13 protein-coding genes and 1 pseudogene are annotated in these 16,195 nt (G+C 42.3%); 10 read left to right on the forward strand and 4 right to left on the reverse strand.

All coding sequences use genetic code 11. The features are described 5' to 3' along the window. The first annotated feature begins 21 nt into the window (after positions 1-21). The 4 genes from ACUW6H_RS08285 (at position 22) to rpsI (ending at position 3,183) form a co-directional block, all read left to right on the forward strand. Complete coding sequence (locus ACUW6H_RS08285; RefSeq protein WP_454364030.1) at positions 22-915, forward strand: ABC transporter ATP-binding protein; 894 nt, start codon at positions 22-24, stop codon at positions 913-915. Further along, positions 912-2,111 (forward strand): ABC transporter permease, encoded by a 1,200-nt coding sequence (locus tag ACUW6H_RS08290; RefSeq protein ID WP_454364032.1) that lies wholly within the window; start codon positions 912-914, stop codon positions 2,109-2,111. The genes ACUW6H_RS08285 and ACUW6H_RS08290 overlap by 4 nt, the downstream gene beginning before the upstream one ends. Before the next feature lie 214 nt (positions 2,112-2,325). Then, positions 2,326-2,772: a 50S ribosomal protein L13 gene (gene rplM / locus ACUW6H_RS08295; RefSeq protein ID WP_001044624.1), complete on the forward strand. Its 447-nt coding sequence runs from the start codon at positions 2,326-2,328 to the stop codon at positions 2,770-2,772. 18 nt (positions 2,773-2,790) lie between these two features. Continuing rightward, positions 2,791-3,183 (forward strand): 30S ribosomal protein S9, encoded by a 393-nt coding sequence (gene rpsI / locus ACUW6H_RS08300; RefSeq protein WP_000075973.1) that lies wholly within the window; start codon positions 2,791-2,793, stop codon positions 3,181-3,183. Positions 3,184-3,293: 110 nt separating this feature from the next. Here the strand turns inward: rpsI and ACUW6H_RS08305 are convergent. Beyond that, a pseudogene (locus tag ACUW6H_RS08305) lies at positions 3,294-3,443 on the reverse strand (site-specific integrase); the annotation flags it as partial. Positions 3,444-3,852: 409 nt separating this feature from the next. On the opposite strand from ACUW6H_RS08305, the gene ACUW6H_RS08310 reads away from it, so the two are divergent. From ACUW6H_RS08310 to ACUW6H_RS08335, 6 genes are all read left to right on the forward strand, one after another. After that, positions 3,853-4,818 carry a hypothetical protein gene (locus ACUW6H_RS08310; protein ID WP_454364059.1) on the forward strand — a complete coding sequence of 322 codons (966 nt, stop codon included), beginning with the start codon at positions 3,853-3,855 and terminating at the stop codon, positions 4,816-4,818. A 62-nt stretch (positions 4,819-4,880) separates the two neighbouring features. After that, positions 4,881-5,393 (forward strand): GNAT family N-acetyltransferase, encoded by a 513-nt coding sequence (locus tag ACUW6H_RS08315; RefSeq protein WP_454364061.1) that lies wholly within the window; start codon positions 4,881-4,883, stop codon positions 5,391-5,393. A gap of 263 nt (positions 5,394-5,656) precedes the next feature. Further along, the gene (locus ACUW6H_RS08320; RefSeq protein ID WP_454364063.1) at positions 5,657-6,343 is read left to right on the forward strand and encodes an XRE family transcriptional regulator; all 687 of its coding nucleotides are present in this window, start codon (positions 5,657-5,659) and stop codon (positions 6,341-6,343) included. A gap of 3 nt (positions 6,344-6,346) precedes the next feature. Beyond that, positions 6,347-7,762 carry a Y-family DNA polymerase gene (locus tag ACUW6H_RS08325; RefSeq protein WP_454364065.1) on the forward strand — a complete coding sequence of 472 codons (1,416 nt, stop codon included), beginning with the start codon at positions 6,347-6,349 and terminating at the stop codon, positions 7,760-7,762. Further along, positions 7,759-8,121, forward strand: coding sequence for a hypothetical protein (locus ACUW6H_RS08330; RefSeq protein ID WP_096406040.1), 363 nt, complete (start codon positions 7,759-7,761; stop codon positions 8,119-8,121). The genes ACUW6H_RS08325 and ACUW6H_RS08330 overlap by 4 nt, the downstream gene beginning before the upstream one ends. After that, entirely contained in the window at positions 8,114-8,407 is a 294-nt protein-coding gene (locus tag ACUW6H_RS08335) for a DUF5960 family protein (protein ID WP_454364067.1), read from the forward strand. Before ACUW6H_RS08330 ends, ACUW6H_RS08335 begins: the two co-directional genes overlap by 8 nt. A gap of 363 nt (positions 8,408-8,770) precedes the next feature. Here the strand turns inward: ACUW6H_RS08335 and ACUW6H_RS08340 are convergent, their stop codons facing one another. The 3 genes from ACUW6H_RS08340 to ACUW6H_RS08350 all read right to left on the reverse strand — a co-directional run bounded on the left by ACUW6H_RS08340 (position 8,771) and on the right by ACUW6H_RS08350 (position 16,191). Then, entirely contained in the window at positions 8,771-14,794 is a 6,024-nt protein-coding gene (locus ACUW6H_RS08340; RefSeq protein ID WP_454364069.1) for an alpha-L-fucosidase, read from the reverse strand. A 345-nt stretch (positions 14,795-15,139) separates the two neighbouring features. Continuing rightward, positions 15,140-15,616, reverse strand: coding sequence for a glutathione peroxidase (locus tag ACUW6H_RS08345; protein ID WP_220107319.1), 477 nt, complete (start codon positions 15,614-15,616; stop codon positions 15,140-15,142). Continuing rightward, on the reverse strand, positions 15,613-16,191 hold the full coding sequence (locus ACUW6H_RS08350) for a DUF3278 domain-containing protein (RefSeq protein WP_454364071.1): 579 nt from the start codon (positions 16,189-16,191) through the stop codon (positions 15,613-15,615). Before ACUW6H_RS08350 ends, ACUW6H_RS08345 begins: the two co-directional genes overlap by 4 nt. Between the last annotated feature and the right edge of the window lie 4 nt (positions 16,192-16,195).

Genomic DNA, 16,195 nt, shown 5'->3' on the forward strand with positions numbered 1-16,195 from the left:
AACATATTTCGGAGGTGGAAGATGCTAGAAGTAAGAAATCTAGAGAAAAGTTTCGGTTCCAAGCAAGTCTTGTTTGGTGTCGATTTTCAGGCAAGTCCAGGACGAATTCTAGGGCTGGTCGGGAAAAATGGTGCTGGGAAAACAACGATTTTCCACAGTATGTTGAAATTTTTAGAGTATCAAGGAGAGATCAGTCTGGATGGGCAGGAGATTCGTCAGGAAACTTACGCTCGGATAGGTTATTTGCCTGAAGAACGCAGCCTCATGCCCAAGCTGACCGTCCTTGAACAAGTTCGCTACCTAGCGACTCTAAAGGGCATGGATGCCAAGGAGGTCAAGGAAAAGCTTCCACAATGGATGGAAAAACTGGAAGTTAAGGGGAAATTAACAGACAAGATCAAGAGTCTCTCAAAAGGGAATCAGCAGAAAATCCAACTGATTATTACTCTAATCCATGAACCAGACTTGATTATTCTGGATGAGCCTTTTAGTGGACTGGATCCAGTCAATACTGAACTGCTCAAGCAGGTCATCTTAAAAGAAAAAGAGCGTGGTGCGACCATTATCTTTTCAGACCATGTCATGACCAATGTCGAGGAGCTTTGCGATGATATTCTCATGATTCGAGATGGGCGTGTGGTCTTGCATGGACCGGTCCAAGAAGTTCGCAATCAATACGGAAAAACACGTCTCTTTGTTTCAAGTGAACGAAGCAAGGAAGAACTGGAAAGTCTTCCTCATGTCAAACAGGTGAGCTTAACCAAGCAAGGTAGTTGGAAATTGATCCTAGATGATGAGAGCGCTGGAAGAGAACTCTTCCCAATCCTCACTCAAGGTCAATACATCGCGACCTTTGACCAACAAGCTCCAACAATCGATGAAATCTTTAAACTAGAATCAGGGGTGGAAGTATGAGAAATATGTGGGTTGTAATGAAGGAAACCTATCTTCGACATGTTAAGTCATGGAGTTTCTTCTTTATGGTGATTTCGCCGTTCCTCTTTTTAGCCTTATCTGTAGGAATCGGCTTTCTCCAAGGGTCTTCTATGGCCAAGAATAGTAAGATAGCAGTAGTAACAACTGTACCATCTGTGGAAGAAGGGCTCAAGGGTACCAATGGTATCAACTTTGATTATAAGGATGAAGCCAGTGCCCAAGCTGCTATCAAGGATGAAAAAATCAAGGGTTACCTAACTATTGATCAAGAGGATAGTGTCATCAAAGCCGTTTACCATGGTGAAACTTCTCTTGAAACAGGCATCAAGTTAGCAGTAACCAATAAACTCAATGAGCTTCAATACCAACTCAATCGCTCGGCGGCTAATTTGTCCCAAGAGCAGGAAAAACGGCTGGCTCAAACTGTTGACTTTACTGAGAAGATTGACGAATCTAAGGAAAACAAAAAGATGGTCCAAACCATTGCGGCCGCAGGGCTTGGTTTCTTCCTTTATATGATCTTGATTACTTATGCTAGTGTCACTGCTCAGGAAGTAGCTAGCGAGAAAGGAACCAAAATCATGGAGGTGGTCTTCTCTAGTATCCGAGCAAGTCATTATTTCTACGCTCGCATGCTGGCTCTACTTCTTGTGATTTTGACTCATATTGGCATTTACGTCGTGGGTGGTTTGGCTGCCATTCTGCTCTTTAAGGACCTACCAATCTTGGCACAATCTGGTATTTTAAATCATCTAGGAGAGGCTTTCTCGCTCAATACCTTATTGTTTGTCTTGGTTAGTCTCTTTATGTACGTTGTTTTAGCAGCCTTCCTAGGCTCTATGGTTTCTCGCCCTGAGGATTCAGGAAAGGCCTTGTCGCCATTGATGATCTTGATTATCGCAGGATTTGTCGGTGTGACTTCTCTAGGTGCTGCAGGAGACAATTTGGTTTTGAAAATTGGGTCTTATATTCCCTTTATTTCAACCTTCTTTATGCCATTTAGAGCCATCAATGGTTATGCAAGTGATTTAGAAGCTTGGATTTCCCTTGCCATAACGGTTATTTTTGCAGCCACTGCAACAGCCTTTATCGGGCGTATGTATGCCAGCCTAGTCCTTCAGACAGATGACTTAGGTCTATGGAAAAGCTTTAAACGTGCCTTGGCTTACAAATAGCAATAGAAACCTCGTTTTCACGAGGTTTTTGTGATATTTTAAAAGTCAAATCAGGAAAATTATTTTTCATATCTATTGACTTTTAGTAGTAAAATTTGGTATGATAGTAGACGGTATTGTTTACCCCATTTGTAAGGCCCCGGAACCTTTCAAATACCCCGCGGACCGGAACATCCGCCCAGTAAACAAAAACGATATTCATATAGGAGAAATCATGAACAAAACTACATTCATGGCTAAACCAGGCCAAGTAGAACGCAAATGGTACGTTGTTGACGCAACTGATGTACCTCTTGGACGCCTTTCAGCTGTTGTTGCTAGCGTACTTCGCGGAAAAAACAAACCAACATTCACACCACACACTGATACAGGTGACTTCGTAATCGTTATCAATGCTGAAAAAGTTAAATTGACTGGTAAAAAAGCAACTGATAAGATCTACTACACTCACTCAAACCACCCAGGTGGATTGAAACAAATCTCTGCTGGTGAACTTCGTTCTAAAAATGCAGTACGTTTGATTGAAAAATCAGTTAAAGGTATGCTTCCACACAATACTCTTGGCCGCGCTCAAGGTATGAAATTGAAAGTATTCGTTGGAGCTGAGCACACTCACGCTGCACAACAACCAGAAGTTCTTGATATTTCAGGACTTATCTAAGGAAAGGAACAATAAAGTATGTCACAAGCACAATATGCAGGTACTGGACGTCGTAAAAACGCTGTTGCACGCGTTCGCCTTGTTCCAGGAACTGGTAAAATCACTGTTAACAAAAAAGATGTTGAAGAGTACATCCCACACGCTGACCTTCGTCTTGTTATCAACCAACCATTCGCAGTTACTTCAACTGTAGGTTCATACGACGTTTTCGTTAACGTTGTAGGTGGTGGATACGCTGGTCAATCAGGAGCTATCCGTCATGGTATCGCTCGTGCCCTTCTTCAAGTAGACCCAGACTTCCGCGATTCATTGAAACGCGCAGGACTTCTTACACGTGACTCACGTAAGGTTGAACGTAAGAAACCAGGTCTTAAGAAAGCTCGTAAAGCATCACAATTCTCAAAACGTTAATCAAAACGATTATATCAACGTTTCAAAACACTTCATGGTTCACACCATGGGGTGTTTTTTTGATGATTTTAAGCAAAATTCACACCACTTTTCACACCAAATTCACACCATTATTTTTTAAGATTACGAAAGGCAATTTCTCCAACAGCCATTGGGATTACATTTGAAGTGTTGACATAAATCTGTGTTGTACCTGTGTCGCTATGTGTTAGAGCTTTAGAAATATCTTTTAATGTCATTCCTGCTTGTTTAGTAAACGTTAATTCGAGAGAATTACTATACTTGCAAAGAACACCTTTCGGGGTGTTCTTTTTATGCTTCCTGCCATGGAGTGTTTGCTTCTCTCATCTTCTAACGATATCTCTCATATGGTATAATGAGGTAAGGACTGTTCCTCATTTCAGACGAGTTTATGGTTTTCAAGGTCCCCCTACCTGAATTGTCATGGAGCAAGTGTCCATTGCTCGGATTGGGCGTTCTCTCGTAGTTCATTTGATTTTAATCGTTTAGAAAGCATCTGGTGTGGGAGATTATTGTGATTTCAATGCAATGTCTCGTATGCTAGGCAGGAAAATTGGAATTTAGAATAAGTTAGCAGGTGAGAAGAGTATTTCTGTCAGCCTCCTATACACCTGTTAACAGCTATCCACGATAAAAGGAGATTGTAGATTGGTTTTATTAGTGTTAGGGATTTTGGTTTTGCTTATTCTAATCTTAAAAAGGAAACAGAAAACTGGTAAAAAATCTGAAGGAAACGCCAAGAAAAGAAATTGGCTATTAATAGGTTGCTTATCCATAGTTATCCCCATCGTAATCTTCACAGTGTTCAGTCCAATATTTTCTCTAATGGATATGTGGGGGCTATTTGCTTATGTAAGTCGAACTGAGATTGAGCAAGCTGTGCATCGTTCTTATCAAAATTACGGTCTCACAGGACAGTTTGAGTTAGAAAAATACGAGAAAAACTATACAAGTGTAGGAGGATTTATAATCCATGGTACCTATAGTGAAAATATAGCCGGAAAAACCTATGAGGTTAAAACTCGATTTAAATACTATACTCGCTTTTCGGAAAATAAAACATATAGAAAGACAGATGCAGAGGTTGATTACAAAAATGATAAAAAAATTTATAATATTTTCCCAGAATTAGCCTATTTAGGGATTGAGCTTAGTCCAGGCACCAGCGAATTTTTAAAAACACTGGACAGTTCAATCAAAGATCCTAAACTGCCTGATTTGAAGTATCAAGGTATTGATTTTGAATTTAATAACCAATCTGACAATATCCATCTTTATAATGAAATATTAGAGGAAAATCAAAGTAAGGGTCAAGCACTGCAAGGAATGTATCCCATGGATGCTCAATATCTTTTCCAAAAAGAGATTTTTATACCAACATTTGAATTTCAGTATTTCGTTCCAAAAGAAAAAAGAGATCTCTTGTATGATGACTATCTTAAAGAGCTTGAGACGCTCATGAAGGAATTTTTTGCCAACCACCCCTTACCAAGAGGTCTTTATGCTGTAAAGATTGCGAAATATAAAGAGGATAAACTTGTCAATGATAGTGGTGTATACTATGTGAGGATTGAAAATCGTCAAGTTGTAAAGCTGTTGCAAAAATTAGAATAGGAGTCGCTAGGGCTAGGTCAGTCTCACAATATTTTACCTAAGAAGAGAAGGGAAGTTTTGTAATGATTAGTTTAGAGCTGTTGTCTGAAGAAAATAGTCTAGATGTCTATTTTTTTGAAACAGAAAATCGGGAGTATTTTGAGCGAAATTTACCTCCCAGACCAGCTAACTATTTTGATTTAGAAGGTTTTAAAGAAATCACAAGGGAATTGTTAGCGGAACAAACGAATCGGGATGTCTACATGCATCTTATCAGAGATTCACAAGGCGTTATGGTCGGGAGAATCAATTTAAGTGTCTTAGAGGGTGATCGGAAAACAGCAGAGCTTGGGTATAGGATTGGGGAAAATGTTAGTAACTTAGGTTATGCTAGCGAAGCGGTTAAACTCGCTTTAGACAAGGCCTTCACGACTTATGGTTTCAATAGAATCATTGCAGGAACGGCAACAGGTAATCTAGCCTCTCAGAGGGTGCTTTTAAAAAATGGTTTCACCTTTAGTAGAATGATAGAAAATGACTTACACATTCATAATGAGTGGGTTCATACAGCAGTATTTGAGACAACAAGGCCATAATATCATCATTTCCGGTCAATTAACAAGGTTAATGGAGTCATCAATCTTTCCAGACATTCAAGAGTGTTTTCTTGGATGTCTTTTTTATTCAGAATAGATAAGTGGTGCTGTTTAAACTTGATTTTCCTAGTGGACAATTGTTCACTTTTTTTATATAATAAAACTAAACTAAATTGGTTGAGTTTCGAAAGTGTAAGTTCAACCGTCGATTTATCTTTCTAAGGGATATATTCTCAATAAAGCATCACACTAGGAGGTGAAGTATGTACCAACCAGAAAAACTCAAGGCTCGGAGAAAAGAGCTAAAACTGACACAAAAAGAGATTGCAGAGCAACTTGGGATTAGTTTTCAGGCTTATTCGGCTTGGGAACGTGGGGTCAAGGAACCATCCAGGGAGAAGGTTGCTCAGCTAGAGAAGATTTTAAAAGTCGCAAAAGGTTATTTCACCCAGATAGAGATTGTCCGTCTCTACAATAGTCTCTCCAAACAAGGGAAGGAAAAGGTTGTGCTCTATGCTCGCAACCTAGCTCAAGAGGAACAAGCCCAGAAAGTGATGACCATGCCAGAGCGCCTCTACGAGTACCGTGTCTATGAACGCATGTCAGCAGGGATCGGGGCTTCGGTCTATGATGATTGGAATTTTGATACGGTCTACTTTAACGAGGAGTTGGCCCATGATTTTGCATCTTGGGTATCTGGGGACTCTATGGAACCTAAATATCAAAATGGTTCAGTGGCTCTGATTCGGGAAACAGGATTTGACTATGATGGGGCAGTTTATGCAGTAGTTTGTAACAACCAGACCTATATTAAACGGGTCTATCGGGAGGAAGATGGTTTGCGTCTGGTTTCTATCAATCCTAAATACAAGGATATTTTCATCTCCTATGAGGAAGATCCTCGGATTGTAGGGATTATCGTTGGGAATTTTGTGCCGATGGAGGGTTAGCCTATGGGCTACTTTGATTATTCCAGAGAGCCCAAAAGTGATATTGCCTTTGTCGATATGAAATCTTTTTATGCCAGTGTTGAGTGTGTGAAACGGGGGTTGCATCCGCTAAAGACCTCGCTTTGTGTCATGAGTCGCGCGGATAATTCAACTGGCCTTATCCTAGCCTCCTCCCCCATGTTTAAGAAGATTTTTGGCAAGTCCAATGTTGGTCGGGCCTATGATCTGCCTTTTGATATCAAAACGCGCAAATTTTCTTATTACAATGCTCGAAAGCAAGGCTTGCCTACTGACTCAGACTATGTTCGCTACATCGAAGATTGGGCCCAAGTGACTTTGATTGTACCACCTAGGATGGATGAATACATAGCAGTCAATATGGAAATCCAACGAATCTTTCAAAACTACGGTAGTCCAGATGATATTTATCCCTACTCTATCGATGAGGGCTTTATTGACCTGACTAGTTCGCTCAACTATTTCATCCCAGACAGGCAGATTTCTCGCAAAGACAAGTTGGATCTGCTTTCTGCTCGTATTCAGAGGGATATTTGGAGGCAGACAGGGATCTACTCTACAGTGGGCATGTCCAATGCCAATCCCTTACTGGCCAAGTTGGCACTGGATAATGAGGCCAAGCACACCCCAACCATGAGGGCTAACTGGTCTTACCAAGACGTGGAAGAGAAGGTTTGGGCCATTCCCAAGATGACTGACTTTTGGGGGATTGGTAGACGGATGGAGAAACGCTTGCATGCTCTGGGGATTTTTTCTATCAAGGAATTGGCCACCAGTAATCCAGACCAGCTAAAGAAAGCTCTGGGGCAGGCTGGCCTGCGTTTGTGGTTTCATGCTAACGGGATTGATGAGAGTAATGTTCATAAGCCCTATAAAGCCAAGTCCCAAGGATTGGGAAATTCTCAAATCTTGCCGAGAGACTACGTGAAGCTACGGGATATTGAAATTATTCTCCGAGAAATGGCGGAGCAGGTGGCTATTAGGCTGAGAAGGGCGGGAAAGAAAACAACCCTTGTCTCTATCTATGTCGGTTTCTCTAAACAGGAGATTAGGCCGTCTATTCACACACAAATGAAGGTCGAACCGACTAATAATACAGCTGTCTTAACGGATTATGTTTTGAAGCTATTTCATAATAAATATACTTCTGGAGCGGTCAGAAGTGTCGGAGTCAACTATTCAGGATTTGTAGACGAGTCCTTTGGCTTGATCTCCCTCTTTGATGATGTTGACAAGTTAGAAAAAGAAGAAAGGCTCCAGACTGCCATTGACTCCATTCGGGAACAATTTGGTTTTACCTCCCTTTTAAAGGCCAATGCACTGGAAGAAGCCTCTAGGAGTCTTGCCAGAAGCAAGCTGATTGGGGGGCATTCTGCTGGAGGATTAGATGGTTTAAAATGATTGATCGTTCTTATTTACCCTTTCAATCTGCGCGTGACTATCAAGATTCAGGGATGCAGAAGTGGATGGGCTTTTTCCTCTCAGAGCATACTAGTTCACTTGGTGAAGAGAAAAATCGGGTTGCTTTTTCGACGAGTTTGAATTCCGTTGAGAAGTTGCTCTTGCTTTCGCAGCTTTATGTCGGGCAACTAAAGGGATACTTTGTAGTCAAGGAAAAGAAGCAGAAAACCACGATCATTGGTGAGGTAAGCGAATTATCACCTCAAACTCTATCTATTAGGACCAATGAGGGCTATAGGCTGGTAGAGGTAGTAGATGTCCTCGAAATTCGACTGTGGGAGGAGGGAGTGTATGACTAGAAAAGACTTGTACGAAAACAAACTGCAGATGGATTATTTTTCAGATAGTTATATCCGCTTTGAAGAGGATTTTCAAAAATACTCTGCTATGAATGTTCCCTTGACTTTTTTGATCGATGATATACTACGCACCATGGCTATGAATCAGAAGAACTACTTTGTCTTAAACAAGGAAAATGCCAAGGATGGGCGGGAGCATCGCTTTTATTTTAGGGTGGTGACGGAAAAAGAGTGTCCCAGAAATCGAATCTATGCATACGCTGGACTCAAAAATAGTAGTCAGTAGATCTAGATGTGGGAGAGGGAAGTCTGATCTAGGGGAGATTGCTTGTGAGCATCAGAAAATCTCATGGTATTGGAATTCGAAACATCATCCTATATCTGTGGAGTTCTTGCAGAAACTTATGATGGATGTTCTGATGAGATAAGGCAAGGGGTACTCTCTTTTTTTGATGAGCGTTTATTTGAAATCGTAGTTGGATTTGAGAAAACCTATTCTCAATAATCATTTTACTTTATAGATTCATACCAAAACATCCATGTATATTTGTGGATGTTTTTTAATTTTACAGATAGAAAAAGAGAAGACCAAATGGTCTTCTCAACGGGGGAACTGAAATAATGGAAAAGAATCAATCAAAGAGGGTTATTAGTCTTTGAAATTCTTTTGGAAGATCAGGAGAGACAAGATAGAAGTAATGGCTGCCAAGAAGAGGAAGGCAGTTGCTTCTTGTTCCCCAGTTGCAGGGAGTAGTCTTTCCTTGTCTTCTTTGACTGTAGCTGTAACAGGAGCTTTTTCATCTTTTGATGATGAATTATCTGTTACGGCTGGAGCAGGTTTTTCAGTCTCTCTTGGTAGAACATACTCAGGAAGAGTCACAACTGGTGGCGCTTCTGTTCCAACTGAGTTTTGTTTGCTACCTACCTCAATCACTCGATCTTGAGCTGGAGTTGCTTCTGTCTGGAGAACTTTGCGATTGTCACCGTCCACTTCAACATACTCGACTAAGAGACCGTCTTTTCCTTCTGATAGAACTTGCTCTTTTCCTTTGTCTAATTGTGGGTTTTCGCGATGAATTGTCTTAAACGGTACGACCTTATTGACGATTTCTAAGCTTGGAAGTTTAAAGACAAGGTCTTTAACCCCTTCTTCAGGACTTGAAGAAGTAATTGGTTTCTCAGGTTGCGCTGGAGTTTCCGGTTGAGCCGGTTGTTCAGGTTGAGCCGGTTTTTCAGGTTGAGCCGGTTTTTCAGGTTGAGCCGGTTTTTCAGGCTGAGCCGGAGTTTCCGGTTGCGCTGGTTTTTCCGGTTGAGCAGGTTTTTCCGGTTGAACTGGATTCTCAGGCTGAGCTGGAGTTTCCGGTTGAACTGGTTTCTCAGGCTGAGCCGGTTTTTCAGGTTGAACTGGATTCTCAGGTTGAGCCGGTTGTTCAGGTTGAGCAGGTTTTTCAGGTTGAACTGGATTCTCAGGTTGAGTTGGTTGTTCCGGTTGCGCTGGCTTTTCAGGCTGAGCCGGAGTTTCCGGTTGAGTTGGTTTTTCAGGCTGAGCTGGTTTTTCCGGTTGCGCTGGTTTCTCAGGTTGAGCAGGCTTTTCAGGCTGAACTGGTTTTTCAGGCTGTTCCGGTTGAGCTGGAGTTTCCGGTTGAGCAGGCTTTTCAGGTTCAGTTGCTTGGAGCTTGCTGATTTGTTCGAGAGCAGTTTCTAGCGCTTGATTGACTGCTTCCTGAGTTTTAGCTTCTTGGATTGCAGCAATGGCTTGGTCAGCAATTGCTAACAATTGCTTCTTAGCTTCATTGTTGGATCCAAGTTCAGCGACTTTTTTCTCGATAGCTTTCGTCAAGCTGTCCATAGCCTTATCATACTCAATTTCCGGTTGTTTTGGTTCAGCTGGTTGCTCAGGCTGATCAGGTTGAGCAGGTTTTTCCGGTTGCGCTGGACTAGGCTCCTCTTGGCCTCTTTGATAGTTCTCATCCTTGGATAGGATATCTTGTAGGGCACTGACTGTCAACATGACTTCTTGAACATCCACTGCATCAGCACTGAGTTGGTTTCTCAATTTTTCTAGATTTGCTTGGAAAGCTTGGCGTGCAGTAGCCGTATTTTTCAAGCCTGCTGGATCAAAGTTGGACAGATCGTCTTTCCATTTAGAGATAGACTGGATGATATCTGCCTTGCTGTAGAGTTCACTGCCTTCGCCACGAGTGATAAATTGGTCTACCTGAATACCGATATTTCGAGACAAATCGTTTCGATCAGGATCGAGTTGAAGGGTGACTGCGTGCAAGTTTTCGTCCAGACCTTTTAGGCTAACCAGCGTTTGATTGCCTTGGCGTTGGGTAGCGTGACCGCTAAAGTATTTCTTACCATCAATAGTCGACGCATTTCCCATGCCCTCTTGGTAAGGAACTTCTTTGCCATCTAGGAAGACTTTGTAGATACCATGATTTGGGTCGACATAGCCCTTGATATCAAGTCCAGTACCGTAGAAGTAGGCTGTGACAGTTGTCTTTTTCTTTTGCTCATCAGTTAAGCGACCAAAGGAAGCCCAAGACTCTGTTTTTTGGTACTTGTCTGCCGAATTGGTTTCATGGTGCCAGCCAGGACTGTAATCCAACTGACTAGCTTGGTCATCATAACTTGTTTGGTCCTTGACCAGCAATTCAGCTTTCATCACTTGGATGGTTGCATCTGTAGCGAAACCGAGCAGGGCACCATCAGTGACAGAAGTGAGCTTGGCTTTGAAGTCAAAGACAGAGTCGGCCTGTTCTGTAAAGTCAATCGTTGGGATGGTAACAGTCTTTTCTGTTTCTCCATCTTTAAAGGTCACATCTTGAGTTGTATCTTGGTAAACTTTACCGTGAACCCCAGTTCCAGGTTCTGTGATGAAGCGCACAGTAGCAGTCCCCTTGCTTCCACCAACACGCTTAATCTTAACAGTGACTGGTTTTCCTTTTTCGACTTCGTAGTTGGTAGACTCGAGTTCAAACATCCCTTTACTATCATTGTTTAGGGTGTAGATTCCTTCTGTAGCAATTGGTTCGCCTGTTTTGTTCACGAGGGTAATAGTGTGTTGGCCTGGTGCTAAATCGCCTGTCTCAAAGACTTTTTGGCTACGTTTACGGCTAGCATTCTTAGTTTGCACATCTGCAACCTTTTGACCATCAACGTAGACGGACATTTCTCCATGACCAGGATCGATCGTAGAGACGACATAGGCCTTGGTTCCTGTGAAGGTATAGCTTGCTTTGGCATCTTTTTGATTGGTCCACATAGAAGTGCCACGAACACCTTCAGATTCATTGTACCAAGTTGTTCCGGCTGTATCCGCAGTTGTGTTTGAGTGGTATTCAAGTCCAAGAGGATAGCCATCTGTCTTTTCAATGCTGCTTGGTGTTTTGTAGACTGAGAAGTTGGTCAAGATTGGAGTTGCTTGAGCACCAGTGATGGTTACACGAATTTTTTGTGCCTCTACAGGCTTGCCTTGAACCAAGCGACGGTAACCAACGGTCGAACCTTCGCCGTAAGTCACCCAACGTCCGTTGATTTCGACTTCAATCTTGAAACCAGAGATACGTTGACCTTTGGCGATGTCTTCCTTGAGTTCAACGACATCAAAACGTCTCTTTTGCCCTAAATCGACTGTGAAACTACCGGTTGTGGCATCATTTGAGAGCGCCCAGCTAGTATCATCTTTACCGTCAGTCAGGTGACTTTCTTTATAGAGGTGGTTCTGACGAGTAGAACTTGCTGTTACAGTGGCCCCTTTGGCAAAGTCAGTCGCATACATTTGGTCTAGGGTTGCTTTGAATTCTTTCAAGCGAGCCACATCCGCATCTGCAAATTTTCCTTCTTTGTTTGGTGGAATGTTGAGAAGGAGTGGGGTTCCACGACCAACAGACTTGAAGTAGATATCCATCAACTCTTTGAGTGATTTCGGCTGTTGATTGTCATGATAGAACCAGCCCGAGCGGATCGAAACATCAGCTTCCCCTACAGAATACATATCACCGTCAGGGTCACCATGGTTGAGGTATTCATTTTTCACATCGTCTGTGATGTTGGCTCTCTTGACTTTATGCCAAACAGGGTCACCAGCGATACCACGTTCATTTCCGATCCAGCGAACGCTTGTCGGTTGAGCAGAGAAGATGGCAATATCTCCTTCAGCTTCTTTGATGTATTTGAACCATTCATCAAAGGTATAAGTGACTTTTTGGGCACCGCTACCACGCGCACCGTCCATCCAAACCTCGATAAATTTCCCTTTATTTCCGTATTTCGGATTTCCAAGGATTTCTTTCAGTTGGTTGAGATAGTATTGGTTGTATTCTTTTTCGGTTGCAACATGGTATTTTGGATGATTGGCATCCCATGGTGACAAGTAAACACCCATATTCATGTCGTACTTGCTGGCAGACTTGGAAACTTCTTCGAGAAGGTCACCCTTTCCATCTTTCCATGGGCTGGCAGCTACAGTATGATCCGTATACTTAGAAGGGTAAGCAACGAAACCGTCGTGGTGTTTAACAACCATAATGGTTCGTTTGAAGCCAGTTTCCTTCAGGGTGCGAATCCATTGGTCTGTATCCAAGTTGGTTGGATTGAAGTATCGAGGGTCTTCTTTCCCATTTCCCCATTCAGAATTGGTATAGGTGTTCATTCCATAGTGGATGAAGGCTGCCAATTCTTCCTTGTGGTAATCAAGTTGGGCCTTGCTTGGAAGAGGTCCATGGTTGCCAATCTCAGTTTCCTTATCTTCTGGATGAGCGACTGGTGGAGTCGGAGTCGTTGGATTGGCTGTATCAGCGATTGGCTCGTATTCAAAGACGACCTCATTCACCCCTTTTTGCTGGATTCTTGCTTCCAAGCTAGCCTTAACCGGACGGTAGCCAGCAATGTCTTTTGCATGGAAGGTGTTGACAAAGGAAACGTCATACTCTTGACCGTCATTGTTATCAACTGTCGCTTCCGCTAGTTCAGTAGTGGTTCCTTTTTGACGGTAGTAAACTTTGAAGGTGCCTTTGTTGACTTTATAGACTACCTTGATGATACGTGTACCGGCAGGCGCTTTGCTGACAACATTGTGATCTTCAGTCCAAGTATCTTTTAGTTGTTTATTGATTGCTACACCATCAATGGATACAATTTCGTATTTATCTTTATTCTTCTGATAGAAGTCCGTTTTCTCGATTTCTTTTTTGAAATTGTAGTCAAATGGAGAATCAACAGCTGTCTGTTCGATAAAGGTGTCGTTATCTTTGACAAGATTTCCTTCTTCGTCTTCGTGTTGAATAACCACACGACCGTATTCAACTCCCTTGGTCAAGGTAGCAATCCCATCTTGGTTGAAGGAATATTCGTTGCTTCCGATAACAGCTTTCTCATTCCGAAGCATACGTCCTTCATCGGTAAAGTAGTAACGATTTCCGTTGTCTCCTTGGTACCAGCCTTTCACACCATATTTGGCAATCATGTCCTTAACCCATTTCAGCTGTTCAGGTGAAAGGACGAGTCCGCCACCAAAGCGATCCTTTTCAGGAACACCATTGTCAACGGTTCCGTGTTGGTGAACACCGAGAACTTTTCCTTGGCTATCTACAATCCCACCACCAGACAAACCAGATACAGAAGTGGTTTGGTAGGTGATACCGGTCGTTCCCTTATCATCATAGGACTCAACAGATCGGATAGTCCCATCTGCCTTGTAAAGTTGGCCAGCTAGGATAGGCTGTTTCAGCTCTTTTGAGCTCGAGTCTGTTGGGTAGCCAATCGTACTAATGGCTTCTCCTGGTTGATGCGTCTTGTGCTCCGCTAAAGGTGCAAAGGTTGCTGCTTTGTTTGGACTAGCAATTGGAAGAGGAATAGGAGCTTCTACAAGAGCAAGGTCGTTTTTATAGCCTTTTCCAAACTCCTTCTTGTTCCAGAAATGGATGTCCTTTTCTCTAAATAAAACCGTAGTTCCAGAAGATGGAAGTGAGTTTTTCTTTTCGCTGTTTGAACCAACGTTATAGTAGAACTGGGCAGATTTTCCACCACGAATGTGACCTTCGCCAGTTTCTTTATTTGCTTCTAGGAAGTTATGAGCAACGGTAAGAATCAAATTAGGTGCAACAAAGATACCAGATCCTGAAACGAGGTAGCGTTGCTCTCCTGCATTGTAAGTACTGTAAACCATAGTAGCAGCAGTAGCAGGTTGTCCCTCGTAGTTGATATGTTTGAGATCTTCTCCACCTTTTATAATAGCACGGTTTCCATTCTCAGCTTCTTTTGGAGCTTCTTCCTTGTCCTTTAGAATGCTCTTAGTTTCTACTCTTGGACTAGCTTTCTGGTCAACGATAGTTGTCGTGTCGAGTTCTTTGACAGGTGTGTCTGGATAGGCACGGTCTTGAATTTCTTCAGGGAGCAAATCAGCACTGCTGGTATCGGCAGCAGGTGTTTCTTGTTTTTCAGTCTCTACTCGACCTTCTTCTTTGACTGGTTCAGCCTTGCTTTCCTCTAGATCTGCGACTTGTTCAATTTGCTGATCTAAATTGGATGTTGCGGTAGGAGACGTTTCGTCTGCATGTACGGTTCCAGAAGCAAAAAACGCCAGTCCGACGATAACAGATGCTACGCCCACAGTTAACTTCCGAATGCTAAAAGTTTGCCCTTTTTCAAAAAGGTATCTATTCATAATATACTCCTAGTTTTTAGAAAGGCAGTCAGCTACTACCCGAGCCCAAGCTTAACTTGGTTGCATCTATATTTTACGATAAATCAATTCTCTGATAATTTGTAAGCCACCCTACCTCCTGTTTATAAAGCGCTTTCATTTTAAGATAAAAAAATTTAAAAGGTCATTTCTCCCTTAAAATGACTGAAAACTTTTAATATAACAAATATACTAAATTAATGAAAGAATTGCAATAGCAAAAAGCAAAAAAATAAATATAAATTAAAGAAAATCAGTTACTTTTTAAAGAAAAAACGCATCCTTTCATGGCTCAAACTAAATGAAAGGATACGTTTTAAAAAGAAATTAAAGTATTTTTTGAAGAGACTCTTGGATGGTTTGGGGGTCTGTTTTGGAAGAGAAGCGCTCAAGGACTTGCCCATCTCGGCCAATGAGAAACTTAGCAAAATTCCATTCGATTCGTTTTCCTAGCGGGCCAGATTTCTGGTCTTTTAGCCAAACATAAAGAGGATCTGCTTCCTTGCCGTTGACCTTGATCTTGGCAAAGCGAGGGAAAGTGGTCTGATAGTGAAGGCTGCAGAAGCTATTGATTTCCTCTGCGCTGCCGGGTGCTTGTCCCATGAACTGATTGCAAGGGAAATCTAAGATTTCAAAGCCCTGATCTTGATAGCGTTCATAGAGTTCTTGGAGCCCTTGGTACTGGGGCGTTAAGCCACATCCAGTAGCAGTGTTGACAATCAAGAGAACCTTGCCACGATAGCTCTCCAGGGGAGTTGCTTGGTTGTTTTGGTTTAAAACGGAAAAATCATATATACTGGTCATTTTTCTATATTCTCCTTATGCATTCCTGATTCAGAGTGTTTCACCTCGTGTTCCGATAAAAAGGCGTAGGTCATGGTTCCAAAGATTGCCCCAGTCCCAAGGCCACATGCTAGCAAAGGTAGCAATCTTTCAATTTGGAAGAGATTTTCCCAAAAGGTGTCAAGGGGGAGATGTTGAACAAAGAGTTTATGAAAGACTAGTAAGAGGAAGAGACCAAGCTGAATGCTGAGAAATACACCCCAACTACGAACTTTAATTTGGCTTTTGCTGTAGCTTTTGTGATGGATTTCGGACGGGTCATCCTTGTCCAAATGTAAGTCGCGAACTGCTAGTCTCGCCCTAGATGAGAGGATGAAGATAAGTCCAAAATAGAGGTAGGGCATGGCATCTCGCACCAACTCTATGAAGCGTCCAAATAGGAGATAGAACAAGAAGAGTAGGAGAGAGGAGTAAACGATTTGGATCAAGGTACGGGCACAAGCCCTGTAGATTATCTCTTGGCGGCATTCATCAAAGGGACCTTGTATGTGAAAGAATAGTTTGAGTAAGCGAGTGGTGAGATCTTCTTTTTTCATGGGA

The sequence above is a fragment of the Streptococcus sp. 151470009-6 genome, assembly GCF_053628175.1.